The organism is Flavobacterium lacustre, assembly GCF_027474525.2.
Taxonomy (GTDB): domain Bacteria; phylum Bacteroidota; class Bacteroidia; order Flavobacteriales; family Flavobacteriaceae; genus Flavobacterium; species Flavobacterium lacustre.
Genome location: NZ_CP114882.2, coordinates 1,457,673 through 1,474,874, shown reverse-complemented (window position 1 = coordinate 1,474,874; position 17,202 = coordinate 1,457,673). Strand labels below are relative to the sequence as shown.

13 protein-coding genes and 1 tRNA gene are annotated in these 17,202 nt (G+C 33.8%); 4 read left to right on the top strand and 10 right to left on the bottom strand.

Features of this window, described 5'->3' with window-relative positions:
* Nucleotides 1-20: 20 nt before the first annotated feature.
* Nucleotides 21-2,057: a ComEC/Rec2 family competence protein gene (locus tag O6P34_RS06530; protein WP_269686520.1), complete on the top strand. Its 2,037-nt coding sequence runs from the start codon at nt 21-23 to the stop codon at nt 2,055-2,057.
* 2 nt (nt 2,058-2,059) lie between these two features.
* Here the strand turns inward: O6P34_RS06530 and O6P34_RS06525 are convergent, their stop codons facing one another.
* From O6P34_RS06525 to O6P34_RS06510, 4 genes are all read right to left on the bottom strand, one after another.
* Nucleotides 2,060-2,521: a thioredoxin family protein gene (locus O6P34_RS06525; protein WP_269686519.1), complete on the bottom strand. Its 462-nt coding sequence runs from the start codon at nt 2,519-2,521 to the stop codon at nt 2,060-2,062.
* Between the two features lie 52 nt (nt 2,522-2,573).
* Nucleotides 2,574-4,085, bottom strand: coding sequence for a peptide MFS transporter (locus O6P34_RS06520; protein ID WP_269686518.1), 1,512 nt, complete (start codon nt 4,083-4,085; stop codon nt 2,574-2,576).
* Between the two features lie 107 nt (nt 4,086-4,192).
* A complete protein-coding gene (locus tag O6P34_RS06515) occupies nt 4,193-5,869 on the bottom strand; it encodes a peptide MFS transporter (protein WP_269686517.1) in 1,677 nt (558 codons plus the stop codon).
* Between the two features lie 39 nt (nt 5,870-5,908).
* A complete protein-coding gene (locus O6P34_RS06510; RefSeq protein ID WP_269686516.1) occupies nt 5,909-8,080 on the bottom strand; it encodes a S9 family peptidase in 2,172 nt (723 codons plus the stop codon).
* 178 nt (nt 8,081-8,258) lie between these two features.
* Between O6P34_RS06510 and O6P34_RS06505 the strand changes: the two genes are divergently transcribed.
* Nucleotides 8,259-9,575, top strand: coding sequence for a hydroxymethylglutaryl-CoA reductase, degradative (locus O6P34_RS06505; protein WP_269686515.1), 1,317 nt, complete (start codon nt 8,259-8,261; stop codon nt 9,573-9,575).
* Between the two features lie 96 nt (nt 9,576-9,671).
* Entirely contained in the window at nt 9,672-10,586 is a 915-nt protein-coding gene (locus tag O6P34_RS06500) for a GYDIA family GHMP kinase (RefSeq protein WP_269686514.1), read from the top strand.
* A 98-nt stretch (nt 10,587-10,684) separates the two neighbouring features.
* On the opposite strand, the gene O6P34_RS06495 is transcribed toward O6P34_RS06500, so the two are convergent.
* The 6 genes from O6P34_RS06495 to O6P34_RS06470 all read right to left on the bottom strand — a co-directional run bounded on the left by O6P34_RS06495 (nt 10,685) and on the right by O6P34_RS06470 (nt 16,944).
* The gene (locus tag O6P34_RS06495; protein WP_269686513.1) at nt 10,685-12,784 is read right to left on the bottom strand and encodes a peptidylprolyl isomerase; all 2,100 of its coding nucleotides are present in this window, start codon (nt 12,782-12,784) and stop codon (nt 10,685-10,687) included.
* Nucleotides 12,785-12,891: 107 nt separating this feature from the next.
* The gene (locus tag O6P34_RS06490; protein ID WP_269686512.1) at nt 12,892-14,151 is read right to left on the bottom strand and encodes a hemolysin family protein; all 1,260 of its coding nucleotides are present in this window, start codon (nt 14,149-14,151) and stop codon (nt 12,892-12,894) included.
* A 3-nt stretch (nt 14,152-14,154) separates the two neighbouring features.
* The gene (locus O6P34_RS06485; RefSeq protein WP_269686511.1) at nt 14,155-14,349 is read right to left on the bottom strand and encodes a hypothetical protein; all 195 of its coding nucleotides are present in this window, start codon (nt 14,347-14,349) and stop codon (nt 14,155-14,157) included.
* A 17-nt stretch (nt 14,350-14,366) separates the two neighbouring features.
* Nucleotides 14,367-14,921, bottom strand: coding sequence for an LPS export ABC transporter periplasmic protein LptC (gene lptC / locus O6P34_RS06480; protein ID WP_269686510.1), 555 nt, complete (start codon nt 14,919-14,921; stop codon nt 14,367-14,369).
* A 45-nt stretch (nt 14,922-14,966) separates the two neighbouring features.
* Nucleotides 14,967-16,217 (bottom strand): BamG family beta-barrel-assembly machinery protein, encoded by a 1,251-nt coding sequence (bamG, locus tag O6P34_RS06475; protein ID WP_269686509.1) that lies wholly within the window; start codon nt 16,215-16,217, stop codon nt 14,967-14,969.
* Complete coding sequence (locus O6P34_RS06470; RefSeq protein WP_269686508.1) at nt 16,210-16,944, bottom strand: type III pantothenate kinase; 735 nt, start codon at nt 16,942-16,944, stop codon at nt 16,210-16,212. Before O6P34_RS06470 ends, bamG begins: the two co-directional genes overlap by 8 nt.
* A gap of 99 nt (nt 16,945-17,043) precedes the next feature.
* Between O6P34_RS06470 and O6P34_RS06465 the strand changes: the two genes are divergently transcribed.
* A tRNA-Phe gene (locus tag O6P34_RS06465) sits at nt 17,044-17,116 on the top strand.
* Nucleotides 17,117-17,202: the final 86 nt, after the last annotated feature.

Genomic DNA, 17,202 nt, shown 5'->3' with positions numbered 1-17,202 from the left:
AAATTTTGTACTTTAGTAACATGAAAGTGTTACAATTTCCTTTAGCGAGAATCACAATAGTTTTTGTCTTGGGCATTCTGCTAGCGTTTTACTTGAAACCTAATCCCGAATTTGCTTTTGTTTTTCTTGGTATCACTATCTGTACATTTTGTACAGCCTACTTTTTATTGCGAAAAAAATTCAGTAGAACAATCTATTTTGGTATTACGACCTATTTACTTTCATTTGCGATTGGTGTTAGCACCCAAATTGTTCATACCGATTTTTATCAAAAAAGTAATTATGTACATCATCAAACGATTTTTGAGAAAAATCATTTGATTACCATAACATTGAGAGAAAAATTAAAAACCACACCATTCAACGAACGCTATATTGCTCTTGTGAATCGCATTGATAAACACGAACGATCCGGCAGAATTATCCTGAATATTCGAAAAGACAGTTTAAATCACACCTTTGAAATTGGAAATCAATTGCAAATCAAAGGTGTTTTGTATAAAAATAGCGCTCCAAAAAACCCAAACCAATTTGATTACGGAAAATATTTAGAGAACAAACAAATCTATGCACAGTTGTACGCTGATGTTGACGAGATTGCTATAAATCCTGTTATTGAAAAGAATATTTGGTATTATACCTCCAAATTACGAACAAAAATCATCTCTAATTTAGAAAAAAATGACTTCAACAAAACAGAATTAAACGTAGCAATTGCCTTAATTCTCGGGCAACAACAAGATATTTCTCCAGAAATCATTCGGGATTATCAATATGCGGGAGCGGTACATATTTTATCAGTTTCAGGTTTACACATCGGGTTTATTTTACTCTTTATTACTTTCATTCTGAAGCCATTTCCCAATACCCGAAACGGTTCTTTACTCAAACTAATCATCATTTTACTTTCATTATCCTTATTTGGAATATTAGCCGGTTTGGCGCCATCTGTAGTTCGCTCCGTCACTATGTTTTCCTTTGTGGCCATTGGAACCCATTTGCGCAGAAGCGTGAATATCTACCATACTTTATTGATTTCTATATTGCTGATTTTATTGGTACAACCTTCGTTTTTATTTGATGTGGGTTTTCAATTGAGTTATATTGCGTTGTTCTTTATTATTTGGCTGCAGCCTCTTTTAGCTTCTCTTTGGATACCAAAAAACAAAATTGCAAGGTACATTTGGGATATTCTCACCGTTTCTTTTGCAGCACAAATAGGTACTTTCCCTTTGAGTTTGTATTACTTTCATCAATTTCCGGGATTGTTCTTTGTAACTAATTTGATCATCATACCGCTACTGAGTATCATAATGATTTTTGGGGTTTTGGTGATGATTTTAGCAGCATTAGATTCTACGCCTGTTTTCCTTTCAAAAATATTAGAATGGAGTATTTTGTATATGAACAAAATAATCAATTGGATTGCCTCGCTGGAACAATTTATAATTAAAGATATTCCGTTTAATACGTATTTATTTCTTAGCAGTTATTTGTTGATTGTAGCAGCTGTTATTTGGTTCAAAAAACCAAGTTTCAACAAGTTGGCTGTGGTATTACTTTCCGTTATTACAGTACAACTTTCCTGTTTTAAAAATTATTGGAACATTGAAAATCAGCAAGAATGGATACTATTTAATTCTAAAAAAAATACGTTGATTGCAGAACGAAAAGCCGAAAATGTCATTCTTTATACTACTGAGAATCTTTTGAAAACAGTAGAAAAAGAGGAAGTATTAAAGTCGTACTTAGTTGGTAATTTCAGTAGTGTTCGTGCTAAAAAATTGGTTCCAAATATTCTTTTTTTTAATGGAAATAAAATATTAATTATTGACAGTTCCGGAATATATCCAAAAAACACAATTCCAGATATTTTGATTCTAAGGCAATCTCCAAAAATAAATATGGAACGATTGCTGCAAACCACGAAACCGAACATAGTCATTGCTGATGCATCTAATTTCAAAACGATTCAAAAACTATGGAAAACTACATGCCTAAAACAAAAAATCCCTTTTCACGCTACTGCCGAAAAGGGATTCTATACCATACATTAGGATTATTTCATTTTCAAAATTCCATCAGCTACAGCCAACCAAGCCGTTGGACCGCCAGCTACATAACCTGTATTTCCTAATCCTTGAAAATTTGTTTTTCCGTCTGTAGTTATCGCCTTTGCAAAAAAGACCGTTGGAAATCCTTGTATACCAAAAGCTTGTTGCAACTCAGCATTTTGTTTCTTGATTTCCGCTGTTTGAGGCGTTCTTCTAGGATAATCTAATTCTACCAAAACAACATTTTCATTTGCCCATTTTGTAAATTCTGGAGTTTTAAGTACTTCTTTTTGCAATCGGATACACCAACCACACCAATCGCTCCCAGTGAAGAACAACAATAATGGTTTGTTCGTTTTATTAGAAACCTCAATCGCCTTATTGATATTCGTTTCCCAAGTTAATTCTTGCGCTTGAGTTGTCATTGATCCAAAAACCAATAAGAACAGGAGAACAATTTTATTCATATTTTTTAAATTTTATTTTTTATTCATCAAAAACAAGGCCTAAAATACTGTTTTATTTTACTTCTTGCATTAATTTTTTTACCAAAGGAGAAATAATAATTAAAATCAGTCCCGCAATAAGCGCATAAATAGCCAGTTGTTTATAGCCATCGGCATAGACTGTTAATTTCTCAAAATTTGTTGCATTTTCAGAAGCACTTGCAATATTCGCCCCTAATAATCCCGCAAAATATTGTCCGTAAGCGCTGGCCAGAAACCACATTCCCATCATTACGGCTTGTGTTTTTTGAGGAGATAATTTTGTCATAGCTGACATTCCAATTGGCGACAAACACAACTCTCCAAAAGTAATTATAAACCAACCAAAAGTAAAAAGATCTAAAGAGGTAACTCCGTTAGCATCGGCGAAGAATTTAGTGTAATAAAACACGTAAAAACCACCGGCAAGAAATAAAAATCCAAGTCCAAATTTGACAACTGTATTGGGCTCAATTTTTCTTTTGCTCATCCAAAACCAAACCAATCCTACCAAAGCTGCAAAAGTGATTACAAAAAAGGAATTGGCAGAATTGTTTACACCATTAGGGTCTAACTTCAACCCTGCTACCGTGTTATTTAAATTATTTGCTGCAAAAGCACTCAAAGAACCTCCGCTCTGTTCGAAAAAAGCCCAAAAGACTACTGAAAACAGAATAAAAACCAAGGCAGCCAATAATTTTTTATTTTCGTTTAAAGAGAAATTTCTCATTTCATAAAACAAGTATAACAAAGAACAAGGACCAATGATATACATAAACAGATTCGTATACTCAGAATTAGAAACCAGCAAAATAATAATCGGAATAATAGCAAGAGATCCAATATAAGTGATGTATTCGTATGTTTTTCTTTTTTTAACTTCTAAATTTAATAAAGGAGAAATTCCTATTTCGCCCATACTTTTTTGTGTTCGAACAAAAGTCAGCAAACTAATCATCATCACAACCGCAGCGAAACCAAAGGCAACGTTCCATCTCAAATTTTCAGGTATTATGGAACTTAACATCGCTCCTTTTGCAACAGCAATACAAATATAACCTCCAATTAACGCTCCAAGATTTACTCCCGCATAGAATAATGAAAACCCTGCATCTCTTCGATTATCATCGTCTTTATATAATTTTCCAACCATTGTAGAAATATTGGGCTTAAAAAAACCGGTACCAATAATTGTAAAACTTACCCCAAGAAAGAAAAACTGTTTGGGATCGAAAGCCAAAATACAACTTCCTACAATCATTAAAATCCCTCCCCAAAAAAGAGACTTTCTGTATCCTAATATTTTATCTGCAAACAAACCTCCCACAAAGGTAAATGCATAAACGAATGCCTGCGTGGCGCCATATTGTAAGTTCGCAACAACATCACTCATCATAAGATGATGCACCATGAAAATATATAGCATACCGCGCATTCCATAAAAACTGAAACGTTCCCACATTTCACTAAAAAACAGGTACCACAATTGTTTCGGATACTTTCCTTTAAAATTTTGAATTTCTTCTATGCTTAAATTTTGTTCCATTTATATTGATAATTTTAGATAATTTAAAAGGGGTATAATAGCAAAAAACACCATTTTTTTGAAGGTTCAAAAAGATAGTGTTTTTTTAATTTTATACTATAAAAAGATTAACGAACACCATGCATCATTTTTTTCAAAAATGGAGTCAATGCGAATAAAATCACAGCAGCAATTCCTGTCAAGACTACAAAAACCATAAAAAATTCGAATAAATTATGAATTTCAAATCCTGCAAAAACATTATTATGATCACTTATATTATTATCGGCCAAAACTTTAAGTTGTGCTGCAGTTGGCGTTATCGTTTTGTCTAAAATTCCTTGTAAATCAATCCCTAAATCAGATGCTTTTTTGAACTTATCTCCCGTTGCCGGCAAAATAGATCCTAAAGTACCACCTAATGCATAGCCAGAAGCATTCGATAAGAAAAACACTCCATACAATAAAGAAGAAAAACGTTTTGGAGATAATTTCCCTACCAGCGACAAACCTATCGGTGACAAACAAAGTTCCGCACAAGTATTCAATAAATACAATAATATCAACCACTTAACAGCTAAAAGTCCCGAATTTCCAAGATCTTTTACTTGAGTAGCAATCATAAAGAAACTAACTGTAATTAACAATAAACCTACCGCCAATTTAACCGGAGAAATTGGTTCTTTATCATTGGCTCTTAGTTTATCCCATAATACACTGAAAGGAATCGCTAAAGCAACCACAAATAATCCGTTGAAAATTTGAACCATCGAAGCTGGCATTTGCCATCCAAAGAAACTCCTGTCGGTTTGATTATCAGCAATAAATGTTAAAGAAGAACCTGCCTGTTCAAAAGCAGCCCAAAAGAAGATGATAAAAAAGGAAACTATATAAATTACAATAATTCGATCTCTTTCAATTTTTGTCAAAGAAGAATCTGAAATGATTAATCCTGCTAAAGTTAATCCACTGGAATAAATTAAGGTGTAAATTAGATTTTGTTCAAAAACAAAATGAACGATAGCACCTAAAACTAGAAACACAATTCCAGCAATAATCAATGATAATTGAGAAAAATTAGCTTTTTGCGCTTCTCCCTCTTCAAAATCAGCTGCAACATTTTTGGATGGCAATCCTCCTAATGGTCTTCCTTCCGGAGTAACAACATATTTATTTTTTAGAAAGTAAAAAACTAACGTTCCAATAAGCATAGCTATCGATGCGGCAAGAAATCCCCATTTGAAAGCATAAATATCTCTAATTCCACCTGTATCTTTTACATCACCTAGCAAAGGACAAATTGACTGTCCTAAAAAAGCACCAATATTGATTCCCATGTAAAAAATAGTGAAAGCAGTATCTAATTTACTTTTTTCTTGTTTTGGGTATAAACTACCCACCATACTGGAAATATTTGGCTTAAAAAAACCGTTTCCAAAAACAATTGCCCCCAAACCGCCATACATAATTGTAGTAGCTAAACTCAAATTAGCCGGAAATACGGTGGCACTTGTAAACAACAACAATTGCCCAACAGCCATCATCAAACCTCCCAATAAAATACAGTTTCTATTTCCAAAAAAACGGTCTGCTATAAAACCTCCTAACATTGGTGTTAAATAACACAATCCTAGAAAACCTCCGTAAATGATAGAAGCATCTTCTTCCTTCATCATCAAAGAATTTACTAGAAATAAAACCAATAAGGTTCGCATACCATAGAAATTGAAACGTTCCCACATTTCGGTTCCAAATAATACCCAAAGTCCTTTTGGATGTCCTGTTTTTACTTGAGTTTCTGTCATATTATTTATTTTTGGTTGGTTAGTTTAAATACGGTTAAATTATAAATTTTCTTTGATAAAGTTAGTCATTTTAGTGTACAATTGCACTCTGGTTTTTCCTCCATAAATTCCGTGGTTTTTATCCGGATAAATTTGAGAATCAAATTGTTTATTAGCTTGGATTAAAGCTTCCATCATTTGCATCGAATTCTGCACATGCACATTATCATCTCCTGAACCATGAATCAACAGGAATTTCCCTTTCAATTTATCAACATGATTTATCGGTGAATTTTCGTCATAACCACTAGCATTTTCCTGTGGCGTCTGCATATATCTTTCGGTGTAAACACTGTCATAAAAACGCCAATTGGTTACAGGTGCTACAGCAATTGCCATTTTGAAAACGTCAGCACCTTTCAAAATACAATTCGAAGCCATGAACCCTCCGTAACTCCAACCCCAAATTCCAATTCTGGATTTATCCACATACGGATAATTTCCTATTACTTTGGCGGCATCAATTTGATCTTCCACCTCGTATTTTCCTAATTCTTTTTGCGTTACTTTCTTGAAATCGGCACCTTTAAAACCTGTTCCACGACCATCCACACAAGCAACGATATAGCCTTGTTGCGCCAGCATCATAAACCAATAATCATCTGCAGAGTTCCATTCGTTATTGACTTGCTGTGATCCTGGACCAGAATATTGATACATAAAAACAGGATATTTTTTTGAAGCATCAAAATCCTTTGGTTTGATAATCCAAGCATTTAACTCATTCCCTTTTTCTGTTTTTAAAACAAAAAACTCTTTTGAAGGCAAGTTAAAATCTTTTAGTTTCGAAGCCAATGCTTGATTATCTTCGATAACCTGAAGTTGTTTTCCGGTTTTAACGGCATTCAAAGTATACGTTGTTGGCTGATTGGCCGTAGAAAACGTATTGATATAAAATTCAAAATTCGGACTGAAAGTAGCGGCATTTGTCCCTATGTTTTTGGACAAAAGCAACTTGTTTTTCCCGTTTAAATTTATGCTGTAAATAGCTCTGTTAACAGAACCATTCTCTACCGATTGATAAAAAATAGTATTCGTTTTCTCGTCAAAACCATAATAAGAAGTCACTTCCCATTTTCCTTTGGTGACTTGATTTTTTAGTTTCCCATTTTTATCATACCAATAAATATGATTGAATCCATCTTTTTCGCTGGTCCAAATAAAGCTGTTGTTTTTTAGAAAAGTCAAATTATCAGTCACATCAACATAAGCTTTGTCTTTTTCATTCAAAACTACTTTTGCAGCTCCGGAATTTCCATCAATAAACAACAAATCTAAATTATCCTGATGACGATTCAATACCTGTGCGGATAAAACATTGCCATCGTTCGTCCATTTCATTCTGGCAATATAAAAATCATTGTAGTTTCCTAGATTTACTGTTTTAACAGTTGTAGCATTCACATCATATATGTGCAAGGAAACGGCTGAATTTTTCTCGCCTGCTTTCGGATATTTGAACGTTTCAACTGTTGGATACAGTTCTTTTTGAAAAATAGACATCGAAAATTCCGGAACCTCACTTTCGTCAAAACGAATGTAGGCCAGTTTTTTGCTGTCAGCACTCCAGTCGAATGCTTTTACAAAAGCAAATTCTTCTTCATAAACCCAATCCGTAATTCCGTTGATGATGCTGTTTTTCTTACCGTCAGTTGTAACTGGTGTAGATTGTTTTGTAGCTAAATCATATACATAAAGATTATTTTCTTTGGCGTAAGCAATCTTCTTTCCGTCTGGGGAAAAAGTAGGTTCCTGCACCTGAAAATCAAATAATTTAGTTAATTGTTTACTTTCAATCGTGTATAAATAATAATCGGCAGTAAAGGAATGACGGAAAATTTGATTGGAATTATTCGCAATCAAAATCAGTTTCTCATCAGAACTAAAAGTATAACTGTCAATACCATCCGATAATGCAGGGAAATTTTTAGTATCAATAAGTGTCGCCGTTTTCTTTAAAGTAGCAAAATCGTATAAATCAATTTGCATACTTCTGGAAACTCGGTCCGGATTCAATACCGTATATTGGTTGGTATTTTTCATGGACTGCAATTCGTCCATTCCTTGGGCACGAAAAGTACCGTTGTAGATTTGCTCAATTGTGATTTTTTGCTGTCCGGTAACAGTCAAACACAACAATAAAAATAAGGCCGTAAACGTGTTTAATTTCATGATAGTATGGTAAATATAAAAACGTTCAATTTTAGTGAAAAATTTACAATTATTTCACATTTCATATGTTAAATGTTAAAAACAATATCAAACAAAACTATTTATTGAATATCCTACAGTAAAAACAAAACCGCTAAAATTGTATCTTTGCCAACAATTATCTTATAATCAATTGAGAATGAATAACGCCGTTTCTGGATTTTCGAAATTATCCAAAGAAGAAAAAATAAACTGGATTGCAACTGCCTACTTTTCAACACCACAGGAAGCCATACAATTGCTTAAAAACTATTGGAATTCTGATGAAAAAATACAAAAACTGCACGATGAATTTATAGAAAACACGATATCAAATTTCTATATTCCGCTTGGAGTCGCTCCAAATTTTCTAATTAACGGAAAATACAGCACCATTCCGATGGCTATTGAAGAAAGTTCCGTAGTGGCCGCTGCCGCAAAAGCTGCAAAATTTTGGTCTACTCGCGGTGGCTTTAAAACTACCGTTATCAATACCGAAAAAATCGGACAAGTACATTTTATGTTCAAAGGAGATGCTTTAAAACTGGAATCCTTTTTCAACCAAACCAAAGCTAAATTTTTTGCTGATACAGAAAGTATCACTAAAAATATGCAAAAAAGAGGAGGCGGAATTTTAGATATTGTTCTAAAAGACAAAACTAAATTAATTCCCAATTATTTTCAGCTTCATGCTACTTTTGAAACCAAAGACAGCATGGGCGCGAACTTCATCAATTCGTGTTTAGAGCAATTTGCTAAAACTTTAAAAGAAGAAGCACTTGATTATGAATTGTTTTCAGCTTCTGAAAAAGACATTCAAGTCGTAATGAGCATCCTTTCCAATTATGTTCCCAATTGCATCGTTAGAGCCGAAGTTTCTTGTCCTATCAATGCTTTAGAAGAAAAACACATAAACGACCCGCAAGAATTCGCAGAAAAATTTGTGCAAGCCGTTCAAATTGCCGAAGTCGAACCTTTCCGTGCTGTAACTCACAATAAAGGAATCATGAACGGAATTGACGCCGTGGTTCTGGCAACGGGCAATGATTTCAGAGCCGTAGAAGCCGGAATCCATGCGTATGCTTCGCGAAACGGACAATATTCCAGTTTGTCTCATGCCAAAATTGAAGACGGAATTTTTACATTCTGGATGGAAATTCCTTTAGCATTAGGCACCGTTGGCGGATTAACTTCCTTGCATCCATTGGTCAAACTTTCGTTAGAAATGCTTGAAAAACCATCGGCTAGAGAACTAATGCAAATCGTGGCTGTGGCAGGTTTAGCTCAAAATTTTGCCGCATTACGCTCCTTGACCACAACAGGAATTCAAGACGGACACATGAAAATGCACCTGAACAACATCCTGAATCAGTTTGAGGCCAATGAGGATGAACGTGTTTTAATTCGGAAACATTTCAAACATCATGTCGTTTCGCATAGTGCCGTTGTCGACTACATTGAAAATCTAAGAAAATAATACCCACCAGGAGCTTAATCCCGCTGTACACTATATCTCTTATGGCGAACACCGCCACAAGAGGATGCCGTTTCCATCGGGGCTAAAAATATACAAATGAAACAAACATTCTACAGCAACGGAAAACTTTTAATAACAGGCGAATATCTGGTTCTTGACGGAGCCAAAGCTTTTGCATTACCAACAAAATTTGGTCAGAACCTAATCATTGAAAAAGGAAACAACCAAGAAATACACTGGGAAAGTTATGATGTTGACCACAGTATATGGTTCAAAGAAACCCTTACTTTTTCTGAAATCACAAACCCGTTAGATTCAGAAATCGAATCGGTAAAAAACACATTAATAGCCATTTTGCACGAAGCTTATTTACTAAACCCAAAGTTTATCAATGAATCAGAAGGATATTTAATCACAACCGAACTGGGATTTCCTAAAAAATGGGGATTAGGAACCTCATCGACCTTAATCAACAACATTGCACAATGGCTGCAAATTGACGCTTTTATATTACTCAAAAATAGTTTTGGCGGTAGCGGCTACGACATCGCCTGTGCGCAAAATAACACTCCTATTTTGTACGCTATAGTAGAAGACAAGCCAATTGTTGAAAAAGTAATTTTCAACCCTGATTTTGCCGAAAACTTATATTTCGTTTATCTCAATAAAAAACAAAGCAGTAAAGTGGCAATTGCTTCGTATTACAATAATAAAAACAATCATTTAGAAAAAAATATAACCACAAACAATACAATTACTCAAGCTGTAATTGAGGCTACGACGCTTAAATCGTTTGCCGCAGCAATAGAAAAACATGAAATTGCCATGAGTAACATTCTCGAGATGAAAACAGTAAAAGAAGCTTTATTTCCTGATTTTAAAGGGGTTCTAAAAAGTCTTGGAGCTTGGGGTGGCGATTTTATTTTAGCGATTTCAAAGGAAAACCCAAAAGATTATTTTGCTTCCAAAGGATATGAAACCATTATTCCTTACAGCGAAATGATACTGTAAAACTGCTTACGTTATTTTACTAATTGCTTTATAAAAGAAAATCCCGATACATTAAATGCATCGGGATTTTTTATTGTTGAACTTTTAAATTACAATTTTTAGTAATTAAATAGTTTTCTGTTATCTACGATTGTAGCATTAGCTTTCAATGCAGGAACAACTCTATTTGCATCAGAAGCGCTTTGTGCTTTTAATTTTGCAACATAAGGCGCATGATTTTTCAAAGCTGGTGCTTTTACTATGCTTACATTTTTAACAACATAAACGCCTGTATTTCCTTCGATTGGTGCTGATAATTTATTAGCTGATAATGCAAATGCATTTCCAACTACTTTTGGCTCTTGACCAACTCCTCCAGCCAAAACCGGATTTTCCATAGTTACACCAGTCACTTGTTGTACTGTTGAACCTGTAGCTTTTGCAATTGCTTCAAGAGAACTTCCAGTCATTTTAGCTTTAATCAATTCGGCTTTTTTCTTGTTTTTAAGAATTGGCTCAACATATGGTCTCACTAAACTAACGGCTACTAACCCTGAATTATCAATTTTTTTAAGTTTTGCAATTACGTGACCTAAATTAGCTACTTCAAATCTTTTCACAGCACCTTCTTTAGTATCATCTTCAAAAGCCCATCTTACGATTGTTCTTTGATTTCCAAGAGGTCCAAAAGCTTCATCCATTGCTTTTACAGTTACTGGAGCTGCAATAGTCAATTTCATCTCTTTTGCTGCTTTATTAAAATCTTTATCAACAGCATCCATTTCAAATTTGGTTGCTTCTGTAAATATCTTGTCAGAAGTTGCTTCAGAAGCTTCTACTTTTTGAGCTACAGTAGCTAAACGAATTCCGTCTTGTTTGTCTGTAATTTTGATAATGTGGAAACCAAAAGGAGTTTCAACCAAACCTACTTTTCCAATACTGTTATTGAAAACAAAATCATTGAAAGGTTTTACCATTTGGTTTGGACCAAAATAACCTAAATCACCTCCTTGTTGAGAAGAAGAATCATCAGAAGCAGTAAATGCTAACATTAAAAAACTATCGGGATTTGCTGTTACTTGAGCTAAGATAGACTCTGCTTTTGCTTTAGCTTCTTCTTTCGTTCTATTTTCTTTTTGGTTTGGAACTTGTGTTCCTTGGTAACTGATCAAGATATGACTTGCTTTCGCATTAACGCCTGCTTTTCTTCCTAAAGATTTAGAAATACAGTAGTAACTACCAAACTTGTAAGGTCCATAAACCGCTCCAGGAGCTAAGTTATATAATTGCTCCGCATCAATTGCAGGCAAATCTTTTTTGGCAACATAAGACGAATCGTAAGGCACATCTGAATTTGAATTTACAAAATCAATTGTATTTGTTGCTGTTCTAAACCCTTGCAATGTATCATTTTTACCTGTTGCTTGGTTATAAACTACGCTTCCTGATAACAATGCAGTGATTTTATTTTTCACTTCATTTTCATCTTCTTTAGAAGCTTTATCTTCAATCAAAACGTATTCTACTTCTCTAGATTCGTCCGCTTTGTATTTCTTTTCATTTTTCTTCATGAAATCTACAATCTCAGCATCAGTAACTTTAACATCACTGTCTTTGATGGTAGAATATAAACCGGCAACATAAGCAAAGTTTACTTTGTTAGACTCCATTTCATATTTCAATTTACCTTCGCTTTCCGTTGTGTAAACTCCTGCTTTGATAAGTGTGTTGTAGATTTGAAATTTAGCATTTAGTTCTGCATCTTTTTCTCTGTCTTTCAAATATTGAGCTTGCTCTGGATTAGTTTTGAAATAATCTTTGAATTTTGCCAAATCAAACATTCCTGCTGCGTTCAAAAACATTGGGTTTTTTCCAATATTTTGATCTGCTTTCAAAACTTCGATAATGTGTTTCTCTCCAACTCTCAATCCTAATTTATCAAATTCGGCTGTTAGCAAAGCAATAGAAACTTCTTGATCCCAAACTCTGTTTGCTGCCGCTGTTGAAGTAATCCCTTGACCACTTTTTTCAACATTGCTTACTTTAAGTCTAAAGTCTTCAAATGAAATATCTTTTCCATCGATGCTTCCTACATCTTTTGTGTTTTGGCTAAAGCCACCTTTACCAATAAGATCTTGTATTATAAATGCAAATAATGCAATTGCAATAGCTGCTATCAATAAAGCGGAACGTTGTCTAATTTTTGCTAAAACTGCCATTTTTATTGTTGTTAATTTTAAATTCAGTTTGCGAAAATACAATTATCTAATTAATAATAATACTAGTAGCGTTTTATTTTTCAAGAAATTTTAATTTTCTAAAAAAATTACTCCACTACAGTCATTTTAACCAATTCTATTTTCTTATTTGTGGCTTCTTCAATTACAAATCGATAGTTATCGATGGTGATTAAATCGCCTTTTTGAGGGATATCTTTAGTAAAATCGACTATAAATCCTCCCAAAGTACTATACGAATCACTTTCGGGAATATCAAACTTATAGGTTTGGTTTAAAAATTCTACATCCAATCGTGTTGAAAAAAGATAAGTTCCTTCCTCTAATTCTTTTTCAATCAGCTCTTCGTCCGAATCGTGTTCGTCTTCAATTTCTCCAAAAAGCTCTTCCACAATATCTTCGATAGTTATAATTCCCGAAGTTCCACCATATTCGTCTAAAACTACTGCGACACTTTTTCTTTTTTTGGTCAACAAACTCATCGCATCTTTGATATAAATGGTTTCTGGCACAAATTCAACCGAAATCAGAATCTCTTTAATTGTTTTTGGTTTTTTGAATAAATCAAAAGAATGCACGTATCCAATAATGTCATCGAGTGAGTTTTGATACACTACAATTTTAGAATAACCCGTTTTTATAAACAATTCTTTCAATTCTGAAACCGAATCGTACAAGTCTATTGCCGAAATTTCGGTTCTGGGCGTCATCACATCTCTGGCTTTTACACCCGAAAATTCTAATGCATTTTGAAAAATTTGTATTTCAGAATCGACTTCTTCATTATCTTCCACCGTGCTCATTTGCTCGGTGATATAATTCCCTAATTCTACTTTACTGAAATACAATTGTATCTGATCGCCCTGAGTTTTGAAAAATTTTCTTAGCACAAAATCAGAAATCCAAATAAAAAAAGTTGAGACAAAGTAAAATAGTCTGTAAAAAAAATACGCCGGAAGCGCAAAAAATTTCAATAAAGAATTGGCATAAATTTGAAAGAAAACTTTAGGCAAAAACTCTGCCGTAATCAAAACGATAAAAGTAGACAGTGAGGTTTGAACAATTAAATTTAAAACGCCAGAGAAATGATAGCCCAACCCATCAACCCAATGCATTAATAATTCCCCCATAAAAAACCCATAAATAACTAATGCTATGTTATTACCAATAAGCATTGCAACAATAAACTTAGAAGGTTTTTCGGTAAGTTTAGTCAGGATTTTTGAAACAAAACTATCTTGTTTCTTTTCGATTTCGAGGTAAATTTTATTTGACGAAATAAAAGCAATCTCCATTCCCGAGAAAAAGGCACATAGTATTAAGCACAATAATATGATACTTATTTCCATGAATTACGCTTTTTTATTTCGGTCTTCGAATTTTTTAGCGAATTTCATTCTGAAGAAAAACATAAAAACGGCTAATCCTGCGAATACAAAACTAAACCAAGGGTTTTCGTTTGGATCACTGATTTTAGTAAATCCATCATATATAAGGTAAATTCCAAAAACAAGATAAATGTAAGGGGTAAACTTAAGGTAACTCATAATTTATATTTTTTAATTTAATCGGCCGAATCAATTTCGCCGGTTATTCTTTGCGAATTTATAACTTTAAAGTCTTTACTGAAATCAATTCCCTGACCGTTTGAAACGCCTTTTGGATCCGTAAATTTAAATTTTCTTTCGGTATAAAACCAATCATTTTTTTGGTCGAAATACAATTGTTCGGTTTCAAGAATTTTTCCGTCATCCGAAGTGATTTTCACCTTTCCTTGTAAATCTATAATACCTGTTGGTTTATACGAAATTGCGTAAGTGGCTTTGATAAATGTTTTTTTTCCTTTTTTATCATATAAAGTAACATCAATTCCTTTTGGAAACTCTGTAAACGGAAAATCCACACTTGAAAAATCTAACATTTTTGAACTTACCAAAATTCCGGTAATGCGACCTGAATCGGTATATTTTACATTCACATCATCCGCATCTGTACTCGGCACAAAATCAGAAAAATTTATTTTTTGTACTTCTTTAAAATTACTTTCACACCCAAAAAAAAGCATCACGGCGAAGACCGTGATTCCTTGAAATAGTATATTTTGTTTAAAAAAAGTCATAGTATACAAACGTAACAAAGTGGAGTTATTTATGCTCTCCGGAGATTAATTGAATTTTCTCTTTTCAAACCATTTGTCGTTAAGAGATAAACTTACACTAAAGTTAGCGTAATTTTCTTGAACAAGATTTGAATTTGTAGTTCCTTTTTTTCCTAATTCAAAACCGAAATTTACATTAGAAAAAGAACCCGTAATTGGCATTCCCAAACCTAAAGTAAATCCAATATCATTTATAGCTTCAGAGTCAACAATCAAACCTGTTTTTTCATATCTCAAACCAGCTCGGTAAACAATTCGTTTAGTATAACTTGTAAATGAATTATAATTTGGAATATAATACCCCCCAACACTGAATTTTTGTTGTTTTTCGTATGTGACATTTGCCATATCATTGTAGTTATTTGCTAAACTACCCGCGTCACGTGTACTAAATTGAGCTCCCAAAAGCCATTTTTTAGACTCTCCTATACCGGCGCCAAATGTAATTTTACTTGGCAAAGTCAAATCTGATTTATAGACAACATCATCCGTAGTATCAACTACAGTAATATCAAAATTAGAATTCAACAATCCCGTCGAAATATTTCTTGTATTAGTAGATGTCAAAGTGCTCTCTAACGTATAATTCAAACTACTGTAAAAAGTTAATTTTTTAGTTATTTTAGTCTGATACATCATTCCTGCATTAAAATTAACTCCAGATAAATCAATTTTATTTAATTCCCTAGTCCCAACTGGAATCCCTGTAACAAACTCTAAACTACTAGTTTCAATTTTTCCAAAATTATAATGTGCATCAGCACCAATACTCAAACCAGGAATAATGCTATATCCAACACCTAAAAACACTTTATTTAAACCACCGGATCCTTTAAAACGAGTGCTGTTTTCTGAAGCATCGGCAGCAATAGATTCTATTTTGTAGCCTACCGAAGAATAAGGAATTAATCCAAAACCAAAACCAAATTTTCCTAAAGGCACACCAACGGCCAAATAATCCAATGTTGTTCTTCGTGTACTTGCTGACTCGCTTTCCGTTTTTAATTTTGTGGCATTATAACTTCCGCCAATGGCAAAAGTGGTCAATTTTAAATTGGCATAAGCTGCCGGATTATCTAAATTAATATGAATACTGTCCTGCTCAACTGCAACTCCTCCCATAGAACGTACCTCAGTCGTTCCTTTGTATCTCACATCACCAATTCCGAAAAAAGAATAAGGAGACGCAGTTCCTTCTTGAGCAAAAGATACGAATGACAAAAGCAGGCAAGTGCTTACTATAATTTTTTTAATCATTTTTGATTTTATATTGAAATGTTTGGTTCAAACTTTCGAGAAGGAAATTTGAATTGGCAAATATGGTATTTTTTAATCGTTTAGCCAAAAAATCTGTGTCTCCACCCGTTAAAATTATTATAAAATTTGAATAGTGTGCTTTATATTCATCGATAAAACCGTCAATCTCATAGACGAATCCATTTACAACTCCAGAATGAATGGACTCCGCAGTAGATTTACCAATAAAATAATCCGGATTTTGCGATGTTAATAAAGGAAGTTTTGCGGTATAATTATGAAGTGATTCATACCGCAACCGCAACCCTGGCGCAATAGCACCTCCTAAATAGGTGTCGTTCTCATCTATGAAATCATAGGTAATGCAAGTCCCTACATCAATAACTAATCTGTTTTGGTTTGGATATTGAAGCGTTGCGCCCGCCGCAAGAACCATTCGGTCAATTCCGAGAGTTTGTGGCGTTGCATATTTATTTACAAACGGAAAAGCATCTTTATGCGACATAAAATGAACATTCAACTCCTCATTGTAATGCAAAAAAGACTCTTTTTCGAGAAATCCGACAGACGAAATGACTAAATGAGTTACTTTTTTATATTTATTTAAAATATTTTGAATTTTTTTTTCGTGCTCTGTTTTCATGAAAACAAAATCCTCAACAAGGATATTCCCCTCAAAAACAGCACCTTTAATCCTGGTATTCCCTACATCAATTGTTAGAATCATAATTTATTGTTTGACGATGCGAAGGTACGAATTGATTTTTTTTAAAAATTGTTTTGGATAAATTAAAAATCATCCTATATTTGCACCCGCAATAAGAACGGTACCTTAGCTCAGATGGTAGAGCAATGGACTGAAAATCCATGTGTCCCTGGTTCGATCCCTGGAGGTACCACGAAACCCACTCATAACGAGTGGGTTTTTTGTTTAAAGTCCTTATTTTACTGGGCTTTTCATTTTTTTGACAAAAAAGAATATCAT

Coding starts and splice junctions, on each gene's coding strand:
- O6P34_RS06485 (WP_269686511.1), bottom strand. CDS start 14,349: ATGAGTTACCTTAAGTTTACCCCTTACATTTATCTTGTTTTTGGAATT.
- O6P34_RS06495 (WP_269686513.1), bottom strand. CDS start 12,784: ATGGCAGTTTTAGCAAAAATTAGACAACGTTCCGCTTTATTGATAGCA.
- O6P34_RS06515 (WP_269686517.1), bottom strand. CDS start 5,869: ATGACAGAAACTCAAGTAAAAACAGGACATCCAAAAGGACTTTGGGTA.
- lptC (WP_269686510.1), bottom strand. CDS start 14,921: ATGACTTTTTTTAAACAAAATATACTATTTCAAGGAATCACGGTCTTC.
- O6P34_RS06500 (WP_269686514.1), top strand. CDS start 9,672: ATGAAACAAACATTCTACAGCAACGGAAAACTTTTAATAACAGGCGAA.
- O6P34_RS06510 (WP_269686516.1), bottom strand. CDS start 8,080: ATGAAATTAAACACGTTTACGGCCTTATTTTTATTGTTGTGTTTGACT.
- O6P34_RS06530 (WP_269686520.1), top strand. CDS start 21: ATGAAAGTGTTACAATTTCCTTTAGCGAGAATCACAATAGTTTTTGTC.
- bamG (WP_269686509.1), bottom strand. CDS start 16,217: ATGATTAAAAAAATTATAGTAAGCACTTGCCTGCTTTTGTCATTCGTA.
- O6P34_RS06520 (WP_269686518.1), bottom strand. CDS start 4,085: ATGGAACAAAATTTAAGCATAGAAGAAATTCAAAATTTTAAAGGAAAG.
- O6P34_RS06505 (WP_269686515.1), top strand. CDS start 8,259: ATGAATAACGCCGTTTCTGGATTTTCGAAATTATCCAAAGAAGAAAAA.
- O6P34_RS06470 (WP_269686508.1), bottom strand. CDS start 16,944: ATGATTCTAACAATTGATGTAGGGAATACCAGGATTAAAGGTGCTGTT.
- O6P34_RS06525 (WP_269686519.1), bottom strand. CDS start 2,521: ATGAATAAAATTGTTCTCCTGTTCTTATTGGTTTTTGGATCAATGACA.
- O6P34_RS06490 (WP_269686512.1), bottom strand. CDS start 14,151: ATGGAAATAAGTATCATATTATTGTGCTTAATACTATGTGCCTTTTTC.